Raw genomic sequence first — 21,760 nt, 5'->3', positions numbered from 1 at the left:
GCGGTCAGTCCGCCGCCGACACCCTGTCGGCGAGGATCGCACGCCGCTGGTCGCCGATCCTGGTGAGGATCAACGTCGCCGACTGGCTCCCCTTGAGACTGAGCTTCTTGCGGAAGGCCGCGGGATCGACGTCCATGCCGCGCTTCTTGATCTCGAGAGTGCCGATGTCATGCGCCTTGAGGACGGAACTGATCGCCTTGGGGTTCGCCGGCATCGTCTCGCGCACCCGGAACGACTGCACGAACGGGCTCGTCAGCGCGGCATCCGAGGTCAGATAGGCGATGCGCTCATCGAGCATGCCCGCATCGAGGCTCCGTCCGACGTCTCCGATCAGCCGTGCGCGGATGACCGCTCCGTCGGGTTCGTGCAGGAATGCCCCGAGTCCGCGCACCGCGACATCCTCCGCGTCGGTCCCGGCCGTGATCTCGTGTGAGCGCTCGCCGCGGATCACGAGTGCCGAGCGTCGGACACCCGTACGCGCGAGCGCTCCCGTCCACAGCACCAGCTCGACGACGCTGCCCTCGGCGCTCACCCACTGCGCCTCGGCATCGGCGGGCAGGGAGTCACGATCGTGTCCGGGGCCGAGCTTGATGCCCGTCGGTCGGCGGGACGCCAGGTCGAAGGCCCAGTCGAGCGGAGGCGAGTAGTCGTCGGACGACACTCGCCGCGTCTCGCTGTGCCCCGAGGTGCGCCGAGCAGGGTCCATCCAGATCGCCCCGGTGCCGCTCACCTCGGACGGCACGTTCTCCTGTGCCGTACCGTGTCTCACGACCGCGCTCTCGCCGAAGGGCGCGAGGTTGTACGCCGCGATCGCGGCCGTCACCTCGTCGGCGTCCACCGCCTGCACGTCGAGGCCTGCGCCGGCGAAGGCGAGGGCGTCTCCGCCGATCCCACAGCCGAGGTCGGCGACGCTCGTGATTCCGGCCCGACGCATCCGCTGCGCGTGGCGGGCGGCGACGCCGAGACGCGTCGCCTGCTCGAGTCCCGCACGGGTGAACAGCATCCTCGCCGCGAAGTCTCCGAACTTGGCTTTCGCCTTGACTCGAAGGTGCGCCTGCCCGACCACGGCCGAGACGAGATCCGGGGAGTGCCCGGCCGATCGCAGGCGCGACACGGCTCGGGCCACGTCGGCGACCTGATCGACCGGGCCGAGTGCATCCAGCAGCTCGAGGCCCTCGGGCGTGAGCAGGGCGCGCAGCTCGGAGATCTCCACCTGCCCAGCTTAGGCGGCGGCCCGATCGGCGCATTGGCACTCGCATTGCGTGAGTGCCAGCGAAGCGCCTAGACTGGATTAGCACTCTCGGGTTGAGAGTGCGAAAAGTCTTCCTGTCAGCGTCAAGAAAGAAGAGGTAGACCGTGTCGGTTTCCATCAAGCCGCTCGAGGACCGCATCGTCATCAAGCAGGTCGAGGCCGAGCAGACCACCGCGAGTGGCCTGGTCATCCCCGACACCGCCAAGGAGAAGCCCCAGGAGGGCGAGGTCGTGGCCGTGGGCCCCGGCCGCATCGATGACAACGGCAACCGCGTTCCGCTCGACGTCGCCGTCGGCGACCGTGTCCTGTACAGCAAGTACGGCGGCACCGAGGTGAAGTTCGGCGCAGACGAGTACCTCGTCCTGTCGGCGCGCGACGTGCTCGCAGTCGTCGTCCGCTGAGACAACGTCTTCGGAAGGGCCCGGATGCTTCTCGCATCCGGGCCCTTTCTGCATCCCGCCACGTGGCCACCGATTCCTGCCATTCTCCGGCCGAGATGGTCCCCGGGCCGGGAGCCTGTTCGCGCCGGGAATAGGGTTGTGCGGTGACCCTGACGAACACCGCCACCGCCCGAGCGACGCAGACCGCGGGGGTCGCGTATGCCGGCGGGGCGTACCTGCTGTGGGGCGTCCTTCCCCTCTACTTCCTGCTGCTCGTGCCGACGGGGCCGTGGGAAGTCGTGGCCTGGCGGGTGCTGCTGTCCTTCGTGTTCTGCATCCTTCTGCTGACGGTGACTCGCGGCTGGACGGCGATCGGCGCGATCATCCGGCAGCCCAGGCTGCTGGGATGGACTGCACTCGCGGGAGTCCTGATCTACGTCAACTGGCAGGTCTTCCTGATCGGAACCCTCAACGGTCACGTCATCGAGACGAGCCTCGGCTACTTCATCAATCCGATCGCCACCGTGCTGCTCGGTGTGTTCGTGCTGAAGGAGCGCATCCGCAGGCTGCAGTGGGCGGCGATCGGCATCGCCGCGGTCGCGGTGATCGTGATCGTCCTCTTCTACGGTTCGTTCCCGTGGATCGCGTTGTCGCTCACCGCGTCGTTCGGCGTCTACGGACTCATCAAGAAGAAGATCGGCCCCGCGGTCGACGCGATCAGCGGGCTCACCCTCGAGTCGTTCTGGCTGATCCCGATCGCGGTGGTGCAGCTGATCGTCGTGGCGATGACGACCGGGATCACGATGGGCGCCCACGGTGCGTGGCACGCCGTGCTGCTCGCCTTCGCGGGTGTCGCCACGGCCGTGCCGCTCCTGCTGTTCGCCGCGGGCACGAGACGCATCAACCTCACGGTGATCGGGATGATCCAGTTCGTCACTCCCGTGATGCAGTTCATCATCGGCGCAGCGGTGCTGGGCGAGCCCATGCCGCTCGAGCGGTGGCTCGGTTTCGTCATCGTCTGGATCGCGATCGCCGTGTTCATCATCGACCTGCTGCTGGCCGCCCGCCGAGGCCGGAGGAGCGCGCAGCCCGAGCTGGTCTGAACCGGCGGATCAACGGCTGCGAAACCCGGTGTCGGATCGTTAACGCACCGAAACATCGGCGACCCCTACGCGAGACCTTTCAGTCCTAGTGTTAGAGCACCCGACCGTGGTCACAATCCACGGCCAGTCACGCAAGGGAGCATCATGACCGCATTCACGCGCTCGCGCAGCGCCAAGATCCTCGCCGGAGTCGCGCTGCTGAGCGTCTCGGCGATGGTCGTCGCAGGCTGCAGCAGCACGCCCTCGGACGAGCCGTCCGACGGTGGCGGATCGTCCGCCGACCTCACCCTCAAGCTGGGTTCGCTGCTGCCGCAGACCGGATCGCTGTCGTTCCTGGGCCCGCCCATGGAATCCGGCGTCGGACTCGCCGTCAAGGAGGTCAACGACGCTGCAGCAGGCGTCACGATCGACCTGACCGCAGAAGACGAGGGCGACACCGACACCAAGGCGTACGAGACCTCGATCACCAAGCTCCAGGGTGCAGGAGTCACCGCGATCGTCGGCGCCGCCGCATCCGGTGTCTCGCGCCTGATCCTCGACGGCAACGTCTCCGCAGGCATCCTGCAGATCTCCGCGTCCAACACCGGCCCCGACTTCACCGACTGGGACGACAACGGACTCTACTTCCGCACCGCTCCCAGCGACCTGCTCCAGGGCGAGGTGCTCGGCAACCTGATCGCCGAGGACGGCCACAAGACGCTGGGTGTCATCTACCAGAACGACGCCTACGGCACCGGTCTCTTCGAGAACATCAAGTCGACGTTCGAGGGCGCCGGCGGCGAGGTCGTCGCAGACGCGTCGTACAACGTCGGTGACGGTCAGTTCGACGCACAGGTCGAGACGATCAAGGCTCAGAACCCCGACGCGGTCGCGATCGTGTCGTTCGACCAGTTCAAGACCATCGCCCCGCTGCTGGTGAACGCGGGCATCTCGCCCGACAAGTTCTACCTCGTCGACGGCAACCTGTCGGACTACGGTTCGTCGCCCGACACGAACTTCCCGTTCTCGCTCGAGGGCGCACAGGGCACCAAGCCGGGACCGGCGCTCGAGGACGACTTCACCGACCGTCTGCAGACGTTCTGGACGGGTGAGGGCAACCCCGAGGTCAACGACTTCACGTACGCGGCCGAGGCATACGACGCCGTCGTGCTCGTCGCACTCGCCTCTCTTGCGGCAGGCTCGACCGAGGGCGCGGACATCGCGGCCAAGATGGCCGAGGTCTCGGGCGGCACCGGAGACGGTGAGAAGTGCACGAGCTTCGCTGACTGCGCGAAGATCATCAACGACGGAGGCACCGCCGACTACGACGGCTACTCCGGCGAGATCACGTTCGACGAGAACGGCGACCCGCAGGGCGCCTCGATCGGCACGTACGTCTACGGCGCGGACAACCTGATCTCCCGCACCAACTGATCACGAGCGAAGGCCCCGGATGCTGAGCATCCGGGGCCTTCGTCGTTCCCGGTGCAGTGCGCGGACACAGAAGAGGGACGGATGCCGAAGCATCCGTCCCTCTGTCGTGGTGAGCGCTCAGGCCGCGTCGGTGCCGAGCGTTCCGAGGTACAGGCCGATGACCTTCGGATCGTTCAGCAGATCGCGTCCGGTGCCCTCGTAGGCGTCCTTGCCCTGGTCGAGCACGTAGCCGCGGTCGCAGATCTGCAGGCAGCGTCGTGCGTTCTGCTCGACCATGATCGTGGTGACGCCCGCCTTGTTGATGTCGGAGACGCGGATGAACGCGTCGTCCTGACGCACGGGGGAGAGCCCCGCGGAGGGCTCGTCGAGGAGCAGCACCGAGGGATCCATCATGAGAGCCCGCGACATCGCCACCATCTGGCGCTCACCACCGGAGAGAGAGCCCGCACGCTGCTTGAGGCGCTTGCCCAACTCGGCGAAGATGCCGGTGACGAACTCGAGACGCTCCGTGTAGATCTTGGGGTTCTGGTAGAGCCCCATCTGCAGGTTCTCCTCGATCGAGAGCGACGGGAAGACGTTGTTCGTCTGCGGCACGAAGGCCACGCCGCGCTTGACGAGTTTGTCGGCCTTGAGGCCGACGATGCTCTCGCCGTTCACGGTGATGTCGCCGCTGCGCACGTTGACCATGCCGAAGATCGACTTCAGCAGCGTCGACTTGCCCGCGCCGTTGGGCCCGATGATGCCGATCAGCTCGCCCTGGCGTGCGACGAGGTTGGCGCCGTTCAGGATGTTCACCCCCGGCAGGTATCCGGCGTGCACGTCCTTGAGCTCGACGACGATGTCGTCGTTCTTCACAGATGCGTCATCGATCATGCGCGTCCCTCCTCGGTGTCTTCGGCGGCGAGCTCTGCCTCTGCCTCTGCCTCGATCTGCTCGCGCAGCTTCACGGCGGCCGTATCGGCGAGCACCGGGATGCGACCGGTGACGGCGCCGAGATCGACGTCCTGGTGGGCGCCGAGGTAGGCGTCGACGACTGCCGGGTCTTCCATGACCTCGTCAGGCGGACCCTCCGCGACGACGCGTCCCTCTGCCATCACGACGACCCAGTCGGCGATGTGGCGGACCATGTGCATGTCGTGTTCGACGAAAAGCACCGTCATCCCGAGTCCCTTGAGATCGAGGATGTGGTCGAGGAGTGACTGCGTGAGAGCAGGGTTGACGCCGGCCATCGGTTCGTCGAGCATGACCAGGGTCGGGTCGCTCATGAGCGCCCTGGCCATCTCGAGGAGCTTGCGCTGACCGCCCGAGAGCGAGGCCGCGAAGTCCTTCTCCTTGGCGTCGAGCTTGAAGCGGGCGAGAAGTTCGCGCGCCTTCACCTCGATCTCCTGATCCTGCTTGCGCCACAGGAACGGGAAGAGGCTCGACCAGAAGCCCTCTCCGCGCTGGCCGGGGGCTCCGAGCTTCATGTTCTCGAGCACCGTGAGAAGCGACAGCGACTTGGTGAGCTGGAACGTGCGCACCTGCCCCATGCGCGCCACCTTGAAGGAGGGTACGCCGGAGAGGTTCTTGCCGTCGAACGACCACGTGCCGCTGTTGGGCTTGTCGAACCCGCAGAGCAGGTTGAACAGTGTGGTCTTGCCCGCACCGTTCGGACCGATCAGAGCGGTGATCGCCCCGCGTGGGATCTCGACGTGGTCGACGTCGACGGCGGTCAGGCCGCCGAAGCGTCGCTGTACGGCGTCTGCGACGAGGATCGGGTCGACCTTGGGTACTCCGGGGGCCGCAGGGCCCTTCGCGAGCCCCGTGGTCTTGGGGCGACGGATGCTCCCGGTCTGGGGCGCCGCCTCGACGTTCTCGTCGGGGGTGGGTTCAATTGACAAAGGTCATCTCCCTCTTGTCTCCGAGGATGCCCTGAGGACGGAAGATCACGAGCAGCATCAGGGCGATGCCGACGAAGATGAACACCAGCGTCGAGGCCTGGCTGTCGGACATCGGCAGGACGCCCGCCTTGGCCAGTGCCGGAAGCAGGTTCGCCATGAACGCGAACACGACCCAGAACAGGATCGCGCCGAGAGTGGGGCCGAAGACGGTCGCCGCGCCGCCGAGGAGCAGCACGGTCCACAGGAAGAACGTGAGCGAGGTGGTGTAGCTGCCGGGGACCACGGCGGAGGGGAGGACGAACACGATCCCACCCGCTGCGCCGATCATCCCACCGACCACGAGCGCCTGCATCTTGTAGGCGAAGACGTTCTTGCCGAGCGAGCGCACGGCGTCCTCGTCTTCGCGGATGCCCTTGAGTACCCGGCCCCATGGGCTGCGCATCAGCGCCCACACGAGCAGGATCGCGATGGCGAGGACGATGATCCCGAACACGCGGTTCCAGAGGTCGTTGGCGCTGAACGTCCACGGACCGAAGCCGTAGGTGCCAGGGGGGAACGGGTTCGCGTCGCGGAATCCGCCGTTGAACTGCGCGAGTCCGTCGGCCGAGTTGGTGTACTCGTCGAAGATCTGCGTCGTGAAGAGCAGACGCACGATCTCACCGGCCGCGATGGTCGCGATGGCGAGGTAGTCGGCCCGCAGTCGCAGCGTCGGGATGCCGAGGAGCACGGCGAAGAACGCGCCGCCGAGGAGGCCGATCAGCATGCCGATCCACCAGGGGAGACCGAAGGTCAGCACCGAGATGGCGTAGCCGTAGCCGCCGACGGCCATGAATGCGGCCATACCGAAGTTCAGGAGTCCCGCATAGCCGAAGTGCACGGCAAGGCCCGTCGCCGCCAACGCGTAGGCGATCGTGACCGGGCTGAGCAGATAGACCGCGGTGTTGGAGAGGATGCTTCCGAAGTCCATGGTCAGCCCAACCTTTCCTTGCGTCCGAGCAGACCTTGCGGCCTCACCAGGAGGATCACGATGAGCACGACGAGAGCGCTCGCGTACTTGAGGTCGGACGGGATCCACAGGGTCGAGACCTCGACCGCGATTCCGACGATGAGCGAGCCGACGAGGGCACCGAACGCGGTGCCGAGGCCGCCGAGCGTGATGGCGGCGAAGATGAGGAGCAGCATCTGCATGCCCATGTCCCACTTCACGCCGGGGCGGAAGTACGCCCACAGGATGCCGGAGATCGCGGCCAGCGTGCCGGCGAGGATCCAGACGTAGCGGACGACCTTGTCGACGTCGATGCCGGATGCTGCGGCGAGCTGCGGGTTGTCGGAGATCGCACGAGTGGCTTTGCCGATGCGGGTGCGTGTGAGGAAGAACGCGACGCCGATGATCACGACGATGCTCACGACGATGCCGATCAGGTCGATGTACGACAGGGAGATCGGACCGAACCGGAACGGCTCGGGGCTCGCCCCGGGGAGCTGCCTGGTGCCGCCGCCGATCATGTACTGGAAGGCGTAGCGAAGTGCGAGCGAGAGTCCGATGCTGACGATCATCAGCTGCACCACCCCGAGACCCCGTCGTCGCAGCGGACGCCAGATGCCGGCGTCGAGTGCCCAGCCGAAGAGACCACCGCCGACCACCGCGGCGATGATGCCCAGCCACAGGGGGAGGTGCCAGAAGCTCGTCGTGACGAGGGCGACCAGGCCGCCCCACGTGACCATCTCGGCGTGGGCGAAGTTCGACAGGCGCGTCGTGCCGTAGATCAGCGCCGCCCCCATCGAGGCCAGGGCCAGCAGCAGGCCGAAGTTGAGCCCACCCACGAGTCGGGAGGCCAGCTGATCGATGAACGACGTGGTCATGCGCTCTCCCTCGCCGAGGAAGAGGTTCATGATCTTGGTGCCGGTCAGGCCGAACTCGACCTCGAACGAGGCGGTCGTCCCTGCGATCGGCTGGGTGCCCTCAGGCAGCTGTGCGGCATCGACGATCACGCCGTCGGGGAGGGTCTCCTCGTCGACGGTGAGCGTGTACGTCTCCTTCTCGGGAACGTACAGGCGCCACTTGCCCTCGGCGTCGGTCTCGGTCTCGCCCTCGAATCCGTTGCCCTTGATCGCCATCACGACGCCCTCGACAGGGTCGTCGTCGAAGGTGATCACGCCGGCGAAGTAGAAATCGGTGATCTCCTGCCCGTCGTCCGTCTCTTCGGCGGAAGCGGCCGACGGGGGCTGCAACCAGAGGAAAGCGATGGCGAGCAGCGACGCGAGAAGGATGATGACCCATCGCATTCCGCTTCGATTCGCCGAGATCGTCGGACGCACAGAACCTCCAGCCGAGTACACAGGCCATGACAGGGTTGTTCATCGGCCTTGATGTACGACGGTATGAGCGTAATGTGTCGGCTCTGTTTCAACCAAGGCACGATCTGCTCACGGTGAGAACGATCCCATCACGAAGTTGCGAAATACCGGATGGGGCGTGCGCTCGTGCTGAGGGCGGCGCCCACGCGGGCCCGGGAATTTCCTCAGCCTCCCCGCGCTTAGAATTGGTACACCCTCGCCCAGATCGCGCCCGCAGGAGGACAATCCATGGACCAGCACGACCCCTTCGGCTTCGTCGGACTCACGTACGACGATGTGCTGCTCCTTCCGGGGCACACCGACGTCATCCCCAGCGAGGCCGACACCTCGTCGCGGATCACTCGCCGTATCTCGGTCGCGACTCCGCTGCTCTCCAGCGCGATGGACACCGTGACCGAGTCGCGCATGGCCATCGCGATGGCACGTGAGGGCGGTATCGGCATCCTGCACCGGAACCTGTCGATCGCCGATCAGGCAGCCCACGTCGACCGCGTCAAGCGCAGCGAGTCGGGCATGATCACGGACCCGATCACGACGACGCCGGACGCGACCGTCGAAGAGGTCGACGCGCTCTGCGCCAAGTACCGCATCTCGGGGCTTCCCGTCGTCGATGCCGACGGACGCCTCGTCGGCATCATCACGAACCGCGACATGCGCTTCGTCTCGGGCTTCGAGCGTCAGACCACGTTCGTGAAGGACGTCATGACGTCCGAGGGACTCGTCACCGCACCGGTGGGCGTCGCCGCAGGCGAGGTCATCGCCCTCTTCGCGCATCACCGCGTCGAGAAGCTGCCGCTCATCGATGAAGACGGCAAGCTCGCGGGCCTCATCACCATCAAGGACTTCGACAAGAGCGAGAAGTATCCGCTGGCCACGAAGGACGACCAGGGGCGTCTGCGCGTCGGTGCCGCGATCGGATTCTTCGGCGACGCATGGGAGCGTGCGGAGGCGCTGCGCGACGCGGGTGTCGACGTGCTCGTCGTCGACACCGCGAACGGTCAGTCCCAGGGAGTGATCGAACTGGTCAAGCGCATCAAGGCCGACGAGAGCTTCGCGCACATCGACGTGATCGGCGGCAACGTCGCGACCCGCGAGGGTGCTCAGGCGCTCGTCGATGCAGGCGTCGACGCCGTCAAGGTCGGCGTGGGCCCCGGCTCGATCTGCACGACGCGCGTCGTCGCCGGAGTCGGTGTGCCGCAGGTCACCGCCGTGTACGAGGCATCGCTCGCCGCCCGTCCCGCCGGTGTTCCGGTGATCGCCGACGGCGGTCTGCAGTACTCGGGCGACATCGCCAAGGCGCTCGTCGCCGGTGCGGATGCCGTCATGCTCGGCTCGCTGCTCGCCGGCACCGACGAGTCGCCGGGCGAGATCGTCTTCCAGTCGGGCAAGCAGTTCAAGCAGTACCGCGGCATGGGCTCGCTCGGAGCCATGCAGACCCGCGGCAAGCAGACCTCGTACTCGAAGGACCGCTACTTCCAGGCCGACGTCCCCAGCGACGACAAGCTGATCCCCGAGGGCATCGAGGGCCAGGTGCCCTATCGCGGTCCCGTGGCGGCTGTCGCGTACCAGCTGGTCGGCGGGCTGCGCCAGTCGATGTTCTACGTCGGCGCACGCACCATCGAGGAGCTCAAGCAGCGCGGCAAGTTCGTGCGCATCACGGCTGCGGGGCTCAAGGAGTCGCACCCGCACGACGTGCAGATCGTGGTCGAGGCGCCCAACTACAAGCGCTGAGACGAATGAGAAGGGGCCGGATGCGAGAGCATCCGGCCCCTTCTCCTGTGCGTGCTCAGCTGCAGGTGTAGGTGACGCCGTCGACCTGCCAGACGCCCGGACCGAGGTCGGCGCACATCGAGAACAGGTTCGCGAACACCGTCACGAGCAGCACGATGCCGATGATCCACAGGATCGTGATCACCGCACCGACGATGATGCCCGCTACGGCGAGTCCCTTCGAGGCTCCCGCCTTGCCGAGCTTGACGGCGGCGACGATGCTGAGGATGAGGCCGAGCGGGGCGACCACGAACGCCAGGACGAGTCCGGCGATCGCGAGTCCGTTCCCGGCCGGCGCGGGCGGTGGGGTCGCATAGCCGGGGCCGGCGACCGGGTATGCGGCGGGGTTCGTGGACGGGTCCGCGGCGGGTGCGGTGCCGTCCCATGCCGGCGGGGTGTACTGCGAGTCTCCGGGCGGTGGCGGGTTCGTCATGGTCGCTCCGATCTGCGTGGGCGGTCGCTGGGGTGGCCGCGCTCCTAGCCGAGAGTACTGAGGGGCGCACTGCGCGCGCCATCCCTCGTCCCAGGTCTTCCGCATGTCCGCGCCGCGGCGTACCGTGCCGGTATGTGCCGCAACATCGTGCCTCTGAACAACCTCGAGCCCGCCGCCACGGACCACGAGTGTCATGATGCCGCGTTGCAGTTCGTGCGCAAGATCGCCGGGACCACCACACCGTCCCGGGTGAACCAGGATGTCTTCGATCGTGCCGTCGAAGAGATCGCGCGCGCCACCAGAGCGCTCGTCGATGACCTGACGACCACTGCGCCGCGCAAGAATCGCGAGGATGAGGCGACCAAACGCCGTGCGCGATCGGCGGAGCGGTACGAGGCGATCCGTGTGTTCCAGGAGGAGAAGCGGGCTGCGCGCACCGCATCCTGACGCGACCGGATGCCCGGGGGGATCGAGTCGCATCCGGTGATGACTCGGTATGCCAGTATTTAGGGATACCCGCTCGATTTTCCTCGGGCTCCTGACGCGAAGGGCGTCGCGAGCCGCTTGCCGGAGCATGACCGGCAGGGAACCTCCCCATTGAGAGCTGCAGATATGCCTCAGGATGCACCCCGCGTCCTGGTCGTCGACGACGACCCTGACGTCGCCCTGCTCGTCAAGACCGTGCTCGAGAGGCGGGCCGGCTGCGAAGTCGTGGTCGCCGAGGACGGCCTCGCAGCCGTCGAACGCCTCGCACTCTTCACTCCGGACGTCGTCGTCACCGACATCGAGATGCCCGGTCTCGACGGACTCGAGCTCCTCGCGGAACTCCGCCGGAAGGATCCGCTCGTCCCGGTCATCGTGATGACCGCGCACGTCTCGGTCGAATACGCCGTCTCGGCACTGCGAGCGCAGGCGGACGAGTTCCTGACCAAGCCGCTCGACAACGCTCGACTGGTCGAGGCTGTCGCACGGCTCGCGGCCGAGGGGCGCGCCCGACGCGAGGCGAACCGCTCGCGGGAGGTGGTTCTCGCGATCGGTGCTCACCCCGACGACGTCGAGATCGGCGTCGGCGGCATCCTCGCCGCTCACGCACGCGCAGGCGACTCGATCACGGTGCTGACCCTCTCTCGCGGCTCACGCGGAGGAGACGCCGAGAGTCGTCAGCACGAGTCGCTGGCGTCCGCCGACATGCTGGGCGCCCGCCTCTTCCTGAAGGACCTCGTCGACACCGAGATCTCCGGCGGCGGCGCGACGGTGCGTCTGATCGAGGAAGTCGTGCAGGAGGTGCGACCGACGATCGTCTACACGCACTCCAGTCATGACCGCCACCAGGACCACCGGGCTGTGAGCGAGGCGACGATCGCCGCCACCAGGCGGGTGGGCACCGTTGCCTGCTATCAGAGCCCCTCGTCGACGATCGACTTCCGGCCGACTCGCTTCGTCCGCATCGACCAGGACCTCCCTCAGAAGCTCCGGCTGCTCGAGTGCTTCGCCTCGCAGACCGCGATGCGGGACTACCTCGAGCCCGACTTCGTGACCGCCACCGCCCGATACTGGTCGCGTTTCGGCGGGGGAGTGGCCGTGGAGCCGCTCGAGGTCGTGCGCGAGACCGCCGAGTTCATCGGCGCCCACGAACTCGCACGGCGGGAGAGCTGATGTCTGCACGCGTACTGGTGACCGGCGCGGGAGGCCCCGCCGGAGTCGCCGTGATCCGCTCCCTCCTGCGTCGCTCCGACCTCGAGGTCTTCGCCGCCGACATGGACGGCTGGGCGAGCGGCATCTACCTGGTGCCCCCGACGCATCGTCGTCTCGTGCCGCCCGGTCGAGACGAGGACTTCGTGCCGGCGATCTCGCGGATGGTGACCGAGGACCGGCTCGACCTCGTGATCTCGACCGTCGACGTCGAGCTGATCGCGCTGGCCGGCCGCCGCGACGACCTCGCGCCCGCCGTGCTCGCAGCTCCGTCCCAGGACACGCTCTCGGTGGCGCTCGACAAGCTGCTGCTCGCCGAACGCTGCGAGTCCACCGGTCGCACTCCGCGCACGGTGCTCGCCGGGGCTGACGCGGCCGCCGTCGACTGGGAGTTCCCGGTCTTCGCCAAGCCCCGTCAGGGCGCGGGCAGCCGGGGCATCCGCATGGTGCCCGATCGCGCGGCGCTCGAATCGCTGCCGCTGGATGAAGGACTCATCGTCCAGGACTACCTCCCGGGCGAGGAATACTCGGTCGACGTGATCGCGGACGCCGCCGGAACCGTGGTCGCCGCCGTACCCCGCACCCGCGCCAGAGTCGACTCGGGTGTGGCGATCGCCGGCCGTACCGTACACGACCCGGAGCTCGAAGAGACCGCCGCTGCCATCGCGCGGGCCATCGGTCTCGTCGGCGTCGCCAACGTGCAGCTCCGCCGTGACCGCGAGGGGCGGGCCGTGCTGCTCGAGGTCAACCCGCGGTTCCCCGGAGCGCTTCCGCTCACCATCGCGGCAGGGGTGGACATCCCCTCGCTCGTCGCGGACCTGTTCCTCGGGCGCGACATCCCCACGAGCATCCCGTTCCGCGAGGTCGCCTCCGTGCGCTTCCTCGAAGACATCATCGTCGAGGTCGACGAGGTGCTCGTGTCCGCGCACGCCGGGCATCAGGAGGAGCTGTGACCCACGCCCTGCTGCGAGGCGATCACCACGTCCACTCGACGTTCTCGGACGATGCCGTCTCGACGCTCGCCGAGAACGTCACGGCAGCATCCGTCGCGGGTCTTGAGACGCTCCGCCTCGTCGATCACGTCCGCAGCACCACCACATGGGTGCCCGAGTACCTCAGCGCGGTGCGCGCCCTGCGCGTTCCCGAGGGGCTCACGGTCCTGACCGGCGTGGAGGCGAAGATCCTGGATGCCTCGGGCGCGCTCGACATCCCCGTGCTGCCCGCGGGGATCGATCGCATCCTGATCGCCGACCACCAGTTCCCGGGCGTCGAGGGGCCGCTCAGCCCGAGTGCCGTGCGCGAGCGGATCGCCGCCGGCTGGGGCACGGAGGATGCACTCGACCAGCTGGTGTCCGCGCTGATCGCCGCCATGCGCCGCCACCCGGGCAACCAGCTGGCGCACTGCTTCTCCCTCCTCCCGAAGATCGGGCTGGCCGAAGGCGACCTCGGCGCGGAACGGGTCGCCGCCTGGGCGAAGGCCGCCGCAGAGACCGACACGATGGTCGAGGTGAACGAGAAGTGGGGGTGTCCCGGCATCCCCCTGCTCGATGCCCTGCGTGATGCGGGAGCCGAGCTCGTCGCCTCCACCGACAGCCACGTGGCGTCCGAGGTGGGTCGCTATTCACGCGTCGCCGAGCTCCTGGGCGAGCGGGAGGCGCAGCGCTGATGCCGGAGCTCACCTGGGTCGAGACCGTCGTGGTCGTCATCCTGCTGATCTGCGTGTTCGTCGGCACGCTTCCCGTCGTCAACACGGGCCTGCAGTTCCTCGTGCTGCCCCTGCACGCGTTCCGCAATCACTACGGCAAGGCCGCTCCGTATCACCCTCGCATCGCCGTGCTGATCCCCGCCTGGAACGAGGGCCTGGTGCTCGGCCAGGCGATCGACCGACTGACGCAGCTGGAGTATCCGGCGGATCGACTCCGGATCTTCGTGATCGATGACGCGTCGACCGACGACACCCCCGCGGTCGTGGCGGCGAAGGCCCAGGCGTACCCCGGTCGCGTCGTGCATCTGCGCCGCGACCAGGGCGGCCAGGGCAAGGCGCACACGCTGAACCACGGTCTCGAGATCGTCCTCGCGGATGAGTGGACCGAGGCCGTGCTGATCATGGACGCCGACGTCATCTTCGCGCGCGACTCGCTGCGCAAGATGAGCAGGCACCTCGCCGACGAGAAGGTCGGGGCGGTCACCGCGTACATCGCCGAGGGCAGCCGAGACCGCAACTATCTGACGCGCTTCATCGCGATCGAGTACGTGATCGGCCAGCTCTCGGCGCGCCGGACCCAGAACGTGGGCGGCGCGATCGCCTGCCTCGCCGGCGGTGCGCAGCTGCACTCGCGCGCGAACCTCGAGGCGATCGGCGGTCGAATCCCGACCGGCACGCTCGCCGAGGACACCATGACGACGTTCGAGGGGCAGCTCGCCGGCCGGCGCATGGTCTTCGAGCCGCACGCGGTCGTTCTCGCCGAGGAGCCCCGCACGATCGACAGCCTCTGGAAGCAGCGACTGCGGTGGGCGCGAGGCAACGTGCAACTGACGTCGATCTATCGCACGCTGTGGTTCCGCCCCAGCCGGGTGCACAATCTGGGGAGCTTCTCGTTCGGGCTCGCGTGGTTCACGATCCTGCTCCTCCCGGCCTTCATGATCCTCGCGGCATCCGCCCTTCTCGTGCTGCTGGTCCTGCACAGCGACATCGCCGAGTTCGTGTTCCGCTTCATGTGGATCGCGGCCGCCTGCATCTACCTCTTCTCGATGCTCTATGCGGTGCAGCTGGATCCGCGGATCGGGCGTCAGTCGTGGCGTGAAGCGCTGATGTTCCCGGGGCTCGGTGCATTGATCCTGATGGCCATAGCCCTCTTCCCCTGGCTGTTCGACGCGGGGCTGAGCGAGCTCGGACTCGCGGTCACCGACCAGACCCGAATCACGTGGGCGGTCATCTTCTACCTCTGGGGCCCGATCTCGATGCTCGGCATCTGGCTCGCGCGCACCGTCGAGCCGCTCCCCGGCGGACGGTTCTTCGCCGGGCTGCTCCTGTACGTGTGCGGATACGGCTCGCTGCTCTGCGCCATCACCGTCGATTCGTACATCAAGGAATGGCGTCACGCCGACGCCGCATGGATCAAGACCGAGAAGATCGGACGGGTCGACTCATGACCGAAGCACCCTCGCGCAGCGCCGAGGAGGAGGAGATCGCGACGGACGCCCGTCGCGAGAAGCGCCTCATCCCGCAGGCGCTCCTCGCCCTCGGCATCGTCGTCGTGATCGTCATCGTGCGAGAGCTGTTCCTGCGATGAGCGCGCGGCCGCTGGCCCTCGTCGTCGAGGACAGCGCTGATCAGATGGATCTCCTGCAGCGGTATCTCGACCGTGAGGGATTCGATGTGTTCGCGGCGATGGACGCCGAGACCGCGATCGCCGCCTTTGCGGGGATGAACCCGGCTGTCGCGGTGATCGACCTCCTGCTGCCGGGCATCACCGGCGAGGAGTGCGCCCGCCAGGTGCGTGACCGGTTCCCCGACTGCTTCCTGATCGTGAGTTCGGTGCTGGACGTCGCCGACTATCCGGATGCCGATGCGGCGTTGCCGAAGCCCATCGTCGGAGCCGATCTGCGTCGACTGCTCCGAGGCGTGGCGCGATGACCACGACGAACGTCGTGCAGGCGTCGATGGAGCGGGGATGGCGAAAGTACTTCGACAATCCCACTCCGCTGATGAAGCAGGGACCCACGGCGATCGCGGTCGGGATCGCCGCTCTCCTGATGTGGGCGATCCCCGGGGTTCCGGTCACCGACGCCGTCGTCGCCGTCTCCGGCATCCTCGCGGTCGCTGTCGTGACCGCGCTCGCCGCTGTCCTGTCCGCGCGAGGCGTGTACGACGGCTGGGTCGTGATGCTGGTCCCCATCATCGACCTCCTCGGCATCGGCGCGTTGCGCGCAGGAACCGGCGCCGCCTCCTCGCTCTTCTCCTCTCTCGTCCTCCTGCCCGTGATCTGGATCGCCGCGTCTCCCGGTCGCAGGCAGGTCTTCATCGTCGGGATCTTCACGTCGATCGCGCTGTTGATGCCGAACATCATCGATCCGCCCGAGGATTCTGCCGCCTGGCTGCGCGGCATCATCGGGCCCCTCGTCTTCGCGACGGTGGGCGCGATCGTGAACGAGCTGTCCAGACTGCAGCGATTGCGCACATCGCAGGCCGAGGCTCTCGTCGCCGAGCGGACGGCCGCACTCGTCGCGAACCAGGCGATGCTCGAGAAGCTCAGCGCCAGCGAGCAGCAGTACCGCGGCCTCTCGGAGTCGTTCACGAGCCTGTGGAACTCGATCACCGGGCAGGCGGTCATCGCCACCGACAACTGCGGCACGATCAGCGCATGGAACCCCGGCGCCGTGCGTCTGCTGGGCATGCCCGTGCGCGAGGCGCTCGCCGAGGTGCGTGTCGACCGGTTCTTCGAGCCGACGGTGCTCGCGCAGTTCGCCCCGCAGGGTGCGGAGCGCACCGAGGACGGACTGCACCCCGGGCTGCGGGCGCTGTTCGACGAGGCCGACTCGGGGCTGTCGGTCGACTCGCACATCGACGTCACGACGGTCGGCGGATCCTCTGTGCCCGCGCGCATGACGGTGTCGCCGTACCAGGACTCGGACGGCTCTCGGCACGGCTACCTGCTCGTGATCACCGACGAGACCAGGGCGGTCGAGGTCGCGCGCATGAAGGACGAGTTCGTCGGCATGATCTCGCATGAGCTCCGCACGCCGCTGAGCGCGATCATCGGATTCCTCGATCTGCTGCAGAACGACCCGGCGCAGCCGCTCACGACCGATCAGCAGGAGTTCGTCGGGATCATCGAGCGCAATGCGCAGCGGCTCCTCAACCTCGTGGGCGACCTCCTCTTCACCGCTCAGGTCGAGTCCGGCAGGTTCCCGCTCGAGCGCCGAGAGGCCGACGTCGTCGAGCTCGTACGCAATGCCGTGGAGTCCGCCGGACCCCATGCGCAGCGCGAGGGGATCGAGATCGTCGCCGAGGTGCCGACCGCTCCTGTGCGTCTGTCGATCGACGCGGGGCGGATCGGTCAGGCGCTCGACAACCTCCTCTCGAACGCGATCAAGTTCACGGGCTCCGGCGGGCGGGTCACGGCGAGCGTGCGGATGCTCGACGGAGCGGTCGAGCTCGCGGTCAGGGACACCGGCGTCGGGATCCCCGAAGACGAGCAGGGAATGCTGTTCACACGTTTCTTCCGCGCATCGACGGCGACGCAGAACGCGGTCCCCGGGGTGGGGCTCGGGCTCACGATCACCCGGGCGATCATGCTCGCCCACGGCGGATCCATGGACGTGACGAGCAAGGAGGGCGTCGGCACCGAGTTCCGGATGCTCCTTCCCGCCGCTCCTCGCACGGAGGCCATCCAGGTCGTCCGGTAGGTGCGATCGACCACCGGCCCGCTTCCTGATAGCCTGGTCGGCTCGCCATGCGGGCGGAAGGACGGCCACGCACGGTGGGATATATCGATGTAGCTGGGGTCTCGCTGACCCTCCCCGACGGCAGACCGCTGTTGGACGACGCGACGTTCCGCGTCGGTTCCGGTTCGACGAGCGCTCTGATCGGACCGAACGGTGCGGGCAAGACGACGTTGCTCCGGATCATCCGCGGTGATCAGGCGGCCGATTCCGGTGTCGTCACGATCGACGGCGGCCTCGGAGTGATGGATCAGTTCGTCGGACACGGCGAAGCAGGCCAGACCGTTCACGAGCTGCTGGTGCGCGTCGCGCCGCGACGGATCCGCCAGGCGGCGGAAGCGCTCGAAGCAGCCGAGAACGCGCTGATCGAGCGGGATGAGCACGACACCCAGATGGCGTATGCGACGGCGATCGCCGAGTACGCGGACGCCGGCGGATACGAGCACGAGACGATCTGGGACCAGTGCACGGTGGCAGCTCTCGGAGTGCCCTACGACCGCGCGCGCTTCCGTGAGCTGACCACGCTCTCGGGAGGTGAGCAGAAGAGGCTCGCGCTCGAGGCGCTGCTGCGCGGCCCCGACGAGGTGCTGCTTCTCGACGAGCCCGACAACTACCTCGACGTGCCGACCAAGCGCTGGCTCGAGGAGCAACTGCGGCAGACCCCGAAGACCGTGCTTCTCGTGTCGCACGACCGCGAGCTCCTCGCACGCGCGGTCGACCGGCTCGTGACTCTCGAACCGGGAGGCGCTGGGGCGTCTGCGTGGGTGCATGGCGGCGGCTTCGCGACGTATCACCAGGCGCGCAGCGACCGGATGGACCGTCTCGACGAGCTGCGTCGGCGGTGGGACGAGCAACACGAGAAGCTGCGGATCCTCGTCGCGAACCTCAAGGTGAAGGCCTCGGCGAACGACGGGTTCGCCTCGCGCTACCAGGCGGCCCAGACCCGTCTCCGCAAGTTCGAGGAGGCCGGACCGCCCGAGGAGCGGCCGCCTGCCCAGGAGTTCGACATGCGCCTGCGCGGTTCGCGCACCGGCAAGCGCGCGGTCGTCACGGAGAGGCTGGAGCTTACGGGGCTGATGCGGCCGTTCGACGCGGAGGTCTGGTACGGCGATCGCGTCGCCGTGCTGGGATCCAACGGCTCGGGCAAGTCGCACTTTCTCCGTCTGCTGGCCCGGGGAGGAAGCGACCCGGACTCGACCCTCGGTCACGTGACCTCGACGGGGGAGCAGCTCTCCGAGGTGGCGCACTCCGGCCGAGCTGTCCTCGGTGCACGGGTGGTTCCCGGTCTGTTCGCGCAGACGCACGCGCACCCTGAGTTCGTGGGGCGCACGCTGCTCGAGATCCTGCACCGAGGTGACGAACGACGAGCGGGGATGCCGCGGGATGCCGCGAGCTCGGCGCTCGACCGCTACGGGCTCGTGCGTCAGGCTCAGCAGACCTTCGAATCACTGTCGGGAGGGCAGCAGGCGCGGTTCCAGGTGCTGCTTCTCGAGCTCTCCGGCGCGACGCTGCTTCTGCTCGACGAGCCGACCGACAACCTCGACATCGAGTCGGCGGAGGCGCTCGAGGACGCGCTGGCGCGATTCGAGGGCACCGTGCTCGCGGTCACGCACGACCGCTGGTTCGCTCGGTCGTTCGATCGGTTCCTCGTGTTCGGCTCGGACGGGGAGGTGTACGAGGCGGGCGCCCCCGTGTGGGACGAGCGCCGCGTCGCGCGTTCCCGCTGAGCCCCGGCTCAGGGGAGGCGGAAGGGCTCGGCCGCGAGTGCGGTCGGGTCGAGCGCGAGGTCGGCCAGGGTGGCCCCCACTCCCGGTGCGAACTTGAACCCGTGCCCCGAGAAGCCCGCGCCCACCACGAGCCGTCCGCGTCGATCGAGCACGAACGCGCTGTCGTCCGTCGAGGTGTAGGTGCAGTTGATCGGGACGGCGGATGCCGGGTCGAGGCCGGGCATCCACTCGCGCACGTAGTCGGCCAGCGCATCGGCGTGGGTGGTCAGATGCGGGCGCGCATCGGGGTCGACGACATCGCCGACCCGGTGGAACCCGACCTTGACGCCCTCGCCCGGAGTCGGCATCCCGTACACCGTCGCCGGATAGCGGTCGGGGTCGACGTAGTGGTTGAACGACGGCCAGGCCGATCCGTCGACGGGCCGGAAGTGGGCGGGCGTCTCCTCGGTGACCTCGAGTCGGGGAAGTCGGATGCCGGGGAGCATCCTCTCGGTCCAGGCGCCCACCGTGACGACGGCGATCTCGGCGTGGATCCGCCCGTCGGCGAGCACGAGTTCGACACCGGCATCCGTCTCGTCGATCCGGGTGACGGGGGTCTCCCAGCGCACCTCGCCTCCCGCGTCGACGATGCGTCGCTCGAGTTCCCGCAGGGCGGCGGATGCTCGGGCCACCCCCGCGTCTCGGGAGAACAGCACCGGATCGGCGAACCGCATGCCCTGCCAGCGGGACGTCGCCTCGGCGGGGGACAGGATCTCGGCGTGGATGCCCCGCTCATGGAGGCGGTGCTCGACCGAGGACACATCGAGATCGCCGTGCGTGACCAGACCGTGCAGGCGCAGCAGAGGCTCGCCGTCGACCAGGCCGAGTGCCTCCCAGCCGTCCCGCGCGCGGACGAGCAGATCGAGGTAGTGCTCCTCGTCGTAGGCGTTGTTGAAGTTGCGCGTCGCTCCGTGCGAGGCTCCTTCGCGATGCCCGCGCGCGAAGCGCTCGAACACCACCGGCCGATGGCCGCGTCTGGTCAGCTCCCACGCGGTGGCGAGTCCCATCACGCCGCCTCCGACGACGGCGATCTCCATGGCATCCACCGACATACTGCCTCCTGACCTCCTTCCCAGTGTCCCAGCCGTCGGCACCTCCGCGTGCGCCCGGTAGTCTGGAGTGGTGACCATGGAGATCGAGCTCGGCCGAGGCAAGCGCGCGCGACGCGCGTACACGTTCGACGACATCGCGGTGGTGCCGTCGAGGCGCACGCGCAACCCTGAGGATGTGTCGACCGCCTGGACGATCGACGCCTTCGGCTTCGGCATCCCGGTGCTGGGCGCCCCGATGGACTCCGTCGTGAGTCCGCAGACGGCGATCATGCTGGGGCAGCTCGGCGGCCTGGGTGTGCTCGACCTCGAGGGCCTCTGGACCCGGTACGAGAACCCCGAGCCGCTGCTCGCCGAGATCGCCGGCCTCGACGAGGGCCAGGCGACGGTGCGGATGCAGGAGCTCTACGCCGAGCCGATAAAGCCCGCGCTCATCACGCAGCGCCTCGCCGAGATCCGCGAGGCCGGTGTGACCGTCGCAGGCTCCCTGACCCCGCAGCGCACGCAGGAGTTCTACGACACCGTCGCCGCTGCAGGCGTCGATCTGTTCGTCATCCGCGGCACGACGGTCTCGGCCGAGCACGTGTCGAGCGTCGACGAGCCGCTGAACCTCAAGAAGTTCATCTACGACCTCGACGTGCCTGTGATCGTCGGCGGAGCAGCCACCTACACGGCCGCACTGCACCTGATGCGCACGGGCGCTGCCGGCGTGCTCGTAGGCTTCGGCGGGGGAGCGGCATCGACCACCCGCGCCACCCTCGGCATCCACGCGCCGATGGCCACGGCCGTCTCCGACGTCGCGGCCGCTCGTCGCGACTACCTCGACGAGTCGGGCGGACGCTACGTGCACGTGATCGCCGACGGCGGGGTCGGCACGTCCGGCGACATCGTCAAGGCGCTCGCGATGGGAGCGGATGCCGTCATGCTCGGTGTCGCGCTCGCTCGCGCCACGGACGCACCCGGCCGCGGATTCCACTGGGGCCCCGAGGCGCACCACCCGAAGCTCCCGCGCGGTCGCCGCGTCGAGGTCGGCGGCATCGGCACCCTGGAGGAGATCCTCTACGGTCCCGCACCCGTCGCCGACGGCACGGCGAACCTGATCGGCGCGCTCCGCAAGTCGATGGCCACCACCGGATACTCCGACCTCAAGGAGTTCCAGCGGGTCGAGGTCGTCCTCGCACCCTACGAGGCCTGAGGCTCCGCTCGTCACCGTGACTTC

21 protein-coding genes are annotated in these 21,760 nt (G+C 68.0%); 14 read left to right on the top strand and 7 right to left on the bottom strand.

Annotated elements, in window-relative coordinates:
- Positions 1-4 precede the first annotated feature (4 nt).
- On the bottom strand, positions 5-1,213 hold the full coding sequence (locus tag ASF80_RS06995) for a class I SAM-dependent methyltransferase (protein WP_056309231.1): 1,209 nt from the start codon (positions 1,211-1,213) through the stop codon (positions 5-7).
- Between the two features lie 143 nt (positions 1,214-1,356).
- Between ASF80_RS06995 and groES the strand changes: the two genes are divergently transcribed.
- The 3 genes from groES to ASF80_RS06980 all read left to right on the top strand — a co-directional run bounded on the left by groES (position 1,357) and on the right by ASF80_RS06980 (position 4,148).
- Positions 1,357-1,653, top strand: coding sequence for a co-chaperone GroES (gene groES, locus ASF80_RS06990; RefSeq protein WP_039394204.1), 297 nt, complete (start codon positions 1,357-1,359; stop codon positions 1,651-1,653).
- A 149-nt stretch (positions 1,654-1,802) separates the two neighbouring features.
- Positions 1,803-2,735, top strand: coding sequence for an EamA family transporter RarD (gene rarD, locus ASF80_RS06985; RefSeq protein ID WP_056311889.1), 933 nt, complete (start codon positions 1,803-1,805; stop codon positions 2,733-2,735).
- A gap of 144 nt (positions 2,736-2,879) precedes the next feature.
- Positions 2,880-4,148 carry an ABC transporter substrate-binding protein gene (locus ASF80_RS06980; RefSeq protein ID WP_056309229.1) on the top strand — a complete coding sequence of 423 codons (1,269 nt, stop codon included), beginning with the start codon at positions 2,880-2,882 and terminating at the stop codon, positions 4,146-4,148.
- A 117-nt stretch (positions 4,149-4,265) separates the two neighbouring features.
- Here the strand turns inward: ASF80_RS06980 and ASF80_RS06975 are convergent, their stop codons facing one another.
- From ASF80_RS06975 to ASF80_RS06960, 4 genes are read right to left on the bottom strand one after another with little or no spacing between them, the layout of a single operon-like run.
- Positions 4,266-5,021, bottom strand: coding sequence for an ABC transporter ATP-binding protein (locus ASF80_RS06975; protein WP_056309227.1), 756 nt, complete (start codon positions 5,019-5,021; stop codon positions 4,266-4,268).
- The gene (locus ASF80_RS06970) at positions 5,018-5,971 is read right to left on the bottom strand and encodes an ABC transporter ATP-binding protein (protein ID WP_056311887.1); all 954 of its coding nucleotides are present in this window, start codon (positions 5,969-5,971) and stop codon (positions 5,018-5,020) included. The genes ASF80_RS06975 and ASF80_RS06970 overlap by 4 nt, the downstream gene beginning before the upstream one ends.
- Before the next feature lie 46 nt (positions 5,972-6,017).
- Entirely contained in the window at positions 6,018-6,995 is a 978-nt protein-coding gene (locus ASF80_RS06965; RefSeq protein WP_056309225.1) for a branched-chain amino acid ABC transporter permease, read from the bottom strand.
- A 2-nt stretch (positions 6,996-6,997) separates the two neighbouring features.
- The gene (locus ASF80_RS06960) at positions 6,998-8,314 is read right to left on the bottom strand and encodes a branched-chain amino acid ABC transporter permease (protein WP_056309223.1); all 1,317 of its coding nucleotides are present in this window, start codon (positions 8,312-8,314) and stop codon (positions 6,998-7,000) included.
- Positions 8,315-8,614: 300 nt separating this feature from the next.
- On the opposite strand from ASF80_RS06960, the gene guaB reads away from it, so the two are divergent.
- Complete coding sequence (guaB, locus tag ASF80_RS06955; protein ID WP_056309221.1) at positions 8,615-10,117, top strand: IMP dehydrogenase; 1,503 nt, start codon at positions 8,615-8,617, stop codon at positions 10,115-10,117.
- A gap of 55 nt (positions 10,118-10,172) precedes the next feature.
- Here the strand turns inward: guaB and ASF80_RS06950 are convergent, their stop codons facing one another.
- Positions 10,173-10,589, bottom strand: coding sequence for a DUF4190 domain-containing protein (locus ASF80_RS06950; protein ID WP_056309219.1), 417 nt, complete (start codon positions 10,587-10,589; stop codon positions 10,173-10,175).
- Between the two features lie 132 nt (positions 10,590-10,721).
- On the opposite strand from ASF80_RS06950, the gene ASF80_RS06945 reads away from it, so the two are divergent.
- From ASF80_RS06945 to ASF80_RS06910, 9 genes are all read left to right on the top strand, one after another.
- Entirely contained in the window at positions 10,722-11,036 is a 315-nt protein-coding gene (locus ASF80_RS06945) for a DUF2277 domain-containing protein (RefSeq protein WP_056309217.1), read from the top strand.
- A gap of 165 nt (positions 11,037-11,201) precedes the next feature.
- Complete coding sequence (locus ASF80_RS06940; protein ID WP_056309215.1) at positions 11,202-12,245, top strand: response regulator; 1,044 nt, start codon at positions 11,202-11,204, stop codon at positions 12,243-12,245.
- Positions 12,245-13,234 carry an ATP-grasp domain-containing protein gene (locus tag ASF80_RS06935; RefSeq protein WP_056309213.1) on the top strand — a complete coding sequence of 330 codons (990 nt, stop codon included), beginning with the start codon at positions 12,245-12,247 and terminating at the stop codon, positions 13,232-13,234. The genes ASF80_RS06940 and ASF80_RS06935 overlap by 1 nt, the downstream gene beginning before the upstream one ends.
- On the top strand, positions 13,231-13,947 hold the full coding sequence (locus ASF80_RS06930) for a PHP domain-containing protein (RefSeq protein WP_056309211.1): 717 nt from the start codon (positions 13,231-13,233) through the stop codon (positions 13,945-13,947). Before ASF80_RS06935 ends, ASF80_RS06930 begins: the two co-directional genes overlap by 4 nt.
- On the top strand, positions 13,947-15,434 hold the full coding sequence (locus tag ASF80_RS06925) for a glycosyltransferase family 2 protein (protein WP_056309208.1): 1,488 nt from the start codon (positions 13,947-13,949) through the stop codon (positions 15,432-15,434). Before ASF80_RS06930 ends, ASF80_RS06925 begins: the two co-directional genes overlap by 1 nt.
- Positions 15,431-15,574, top strand: a complete 144-nt coding sequence (locus ASF80_RS19085; RefSeq protein WP_164481739.1) for a hypothetical protein — start codon at positions 15,431-15,433, stop codon at positions 15,572-15,574. The genes ASF80_RS06925 and ASF80_RS19085 overlap by 4 nt, the downstream gene beginning before the upstream one ends.
- Positions 15,571-15,918 (top strand): response regulator transcription factor, encoded by a 348-nt coding sequence (locus tag ASF80_RS06920; RefSeq protein ID WP_056309207.1) that lies wholly within the window; start codon positions 15,571-15,573, stop codon positions 15,916-15,918. The genes ASF80_RS19085 and ASF80_RS06920 overlap by 4 nt, the downstream gene beginning before the upstream one ends.
- Positions 15,915-17,690 (top strand): sensor histidine kinase, encoded by a 1,776-nt coding sequence (locus tag ASF80_RS06915; RefSeq protein WP_056309205.1) that lies wholly within the window; start codon positions 15,915-15,917, stop codon positions 17,688-17,690. The genes ASF80_RS06920 and ASF80_RS06915 overlap by 4 nt, the downstream gene beginning before the upstream one ends.
- 74 nt (positions 17,691-17,764) lie before the next feature.
- Positions 17,765-19,453 (top strand): ABC-F family ATP-binding cassette domain-containing protein, encoded by a 1,689-nt coding sequence (locus tag ASF80_RS06910; RefSeq protein ID WP_056309203.1) that lies wholly within the window; start codon positions 17,765-17,767, stop codon positions 19,451-19,453.
- 8 nt (positions 19,454-19,461) lie between these two features.
- Here the strand turns inward: ASF80_RS06910 and ASF80_RS06905 are convergent, their stop codons facing one another.
- Positions 19,462-20,544 (bottom strand): FAD-dependent oxidoreductase, encoded by a 1,083-nt coding sequence (locus ASF80_RS06905; protein WP_056309202.1) that lies wholly within the window; start codon positions 20,542-20,544, stop codon positions 19,462-19,464.
- A gap of 76 nt (positions 20,545-20,620) precedes the next feature.
- On the opposite strand from ASF80_RS06905, the gene ASF80_RS06900 reads away from it, so the two are divergent.
- Positions 20,621-21,736, top strand: a complete 1,116-nt coding sequence (locus ASF80_RS06900) for a GuaB3 family IMP dehydrogenase-related protein (protein ID WP_056309199.1) — start codon at positions 20,621-20,623, stop codon at positions 21,734-21,736.
- Positions 21,737-21,760: the final 24 nt, after the last annotated feature.

The sequence above is a fragment of the Microbacterium sp. Leaf159 genome (assembly GCF_001423615.1).
Lineage (GTDB): Bacteria > Actinomycetota > Actinomycetes > Actinomycetales > Microbacteriaceae > Microbacterium.
Note: the sequence above shows the minus strand (reverse complement) of the source record. Positions and strands in the feature narration are given on the sequence as shown.

Coding starts and splice junctions, on each gene's coding strand:
- ASF80_RS06945 (WP_056309217.1), top strand. CDS start 10,722: ATGTGCCGCAACATCGTGCCTCTGAACAACCTCGAGCCCGCCGCCACG.
- ASF80_RS06975 (WP_056309227.1), bottom strand. CDS start 5,021: ATGATCGATGACGCATCTGTGAAGAACGACGACATCGTCGTCGAGCTC.
- ASF80_RS06980 (WP_056309229.1), top strand. CDS start 2,880: ATGACCGCATTCACGCGCTCGCGCAGCGCCAAGATCCTCGCCGGAGTC.
- ASF80_RS06950 (WP_056309219.1), bottom strand. CDS start 10,589: ATGACGAACCCGCCACCGCCCGGAGACTCGCAGTACACCCCGCCGGCA.
- ASF80_RS19085 (WP_164481739.1), top strand. CDS start 15,431: ATGACCGAAGCACCCTCGCGCAGCGCCGAGGAGGAGGAGATCGCGACG.
- ASF80_RS06965 (WP_056309225.1), bottom strand. CDS start 6,995: ATGGACTTCGGAAGCATCCTCTCCAACACCGCGGTCTATCTGCTCAGC.
- ASF80_RS06900 (WP_056309199.1), top strand. CDS start 20,621: ATGGAGATCGAGCTCGGCCGAGGCAAGCGCGCGCGACGCGCGTACACG.
- ASF80_RS06905 (WP_056309202.1), bottom strand. CDS start 20,544: ATGTCGGTGGATGCCATGGAGATCGCCGTCGTCGGAGGCGGCGTGATG.
- ASF80_RS06935 (WP_056309213.1), top strand. CDS start 12,245: ATGTCTGCACGCGTACTGGTGACCGGCGCGGGAGGCCCCGCCGGAGTC.
- ASF80_RS06960 (WP_056309223.1), bottom strand. CDS start 8,314: ATGCGATGGGTCATCATCCTTCTCGCGTCGCTGCTCGCCATCGCTTTC.
- ASF80_RS06940 (WP_056309215.1), top strand. CDS start 11,202: ATGCCTCAGGATGCACCCCGCGTCCTGGTCGTCGACGACGACCCTGAC.
- ASF80_RS06920 (WP_056309207.1), top strand. CDS start 15,571: ATGAGCGCGCGGCCGCTGGCCCTCGTCGTCGAGGACAGCGCTGATCAG.
- ASF80_RS06925 (WP_056309208.1), top strand. CDS start 13,947: ATGCCGGAGCTCACCTGGGTCGAGACCGTCGTGGTCGTCATCCTGCTG.
- guaB (WP_056309221.1), top strand. CDS start 8,615: ATGGACCAGCACGACCCCTTCGGCTTCGTCGGACTCACGTACGACGAT.
- ASF80_RS06915 (WP_056309205.1), top strand. CDS start 15,915: ATGACCACGACGAACGTCGTGCAGGCGTCGATGGAGCGGGGATGGCGA.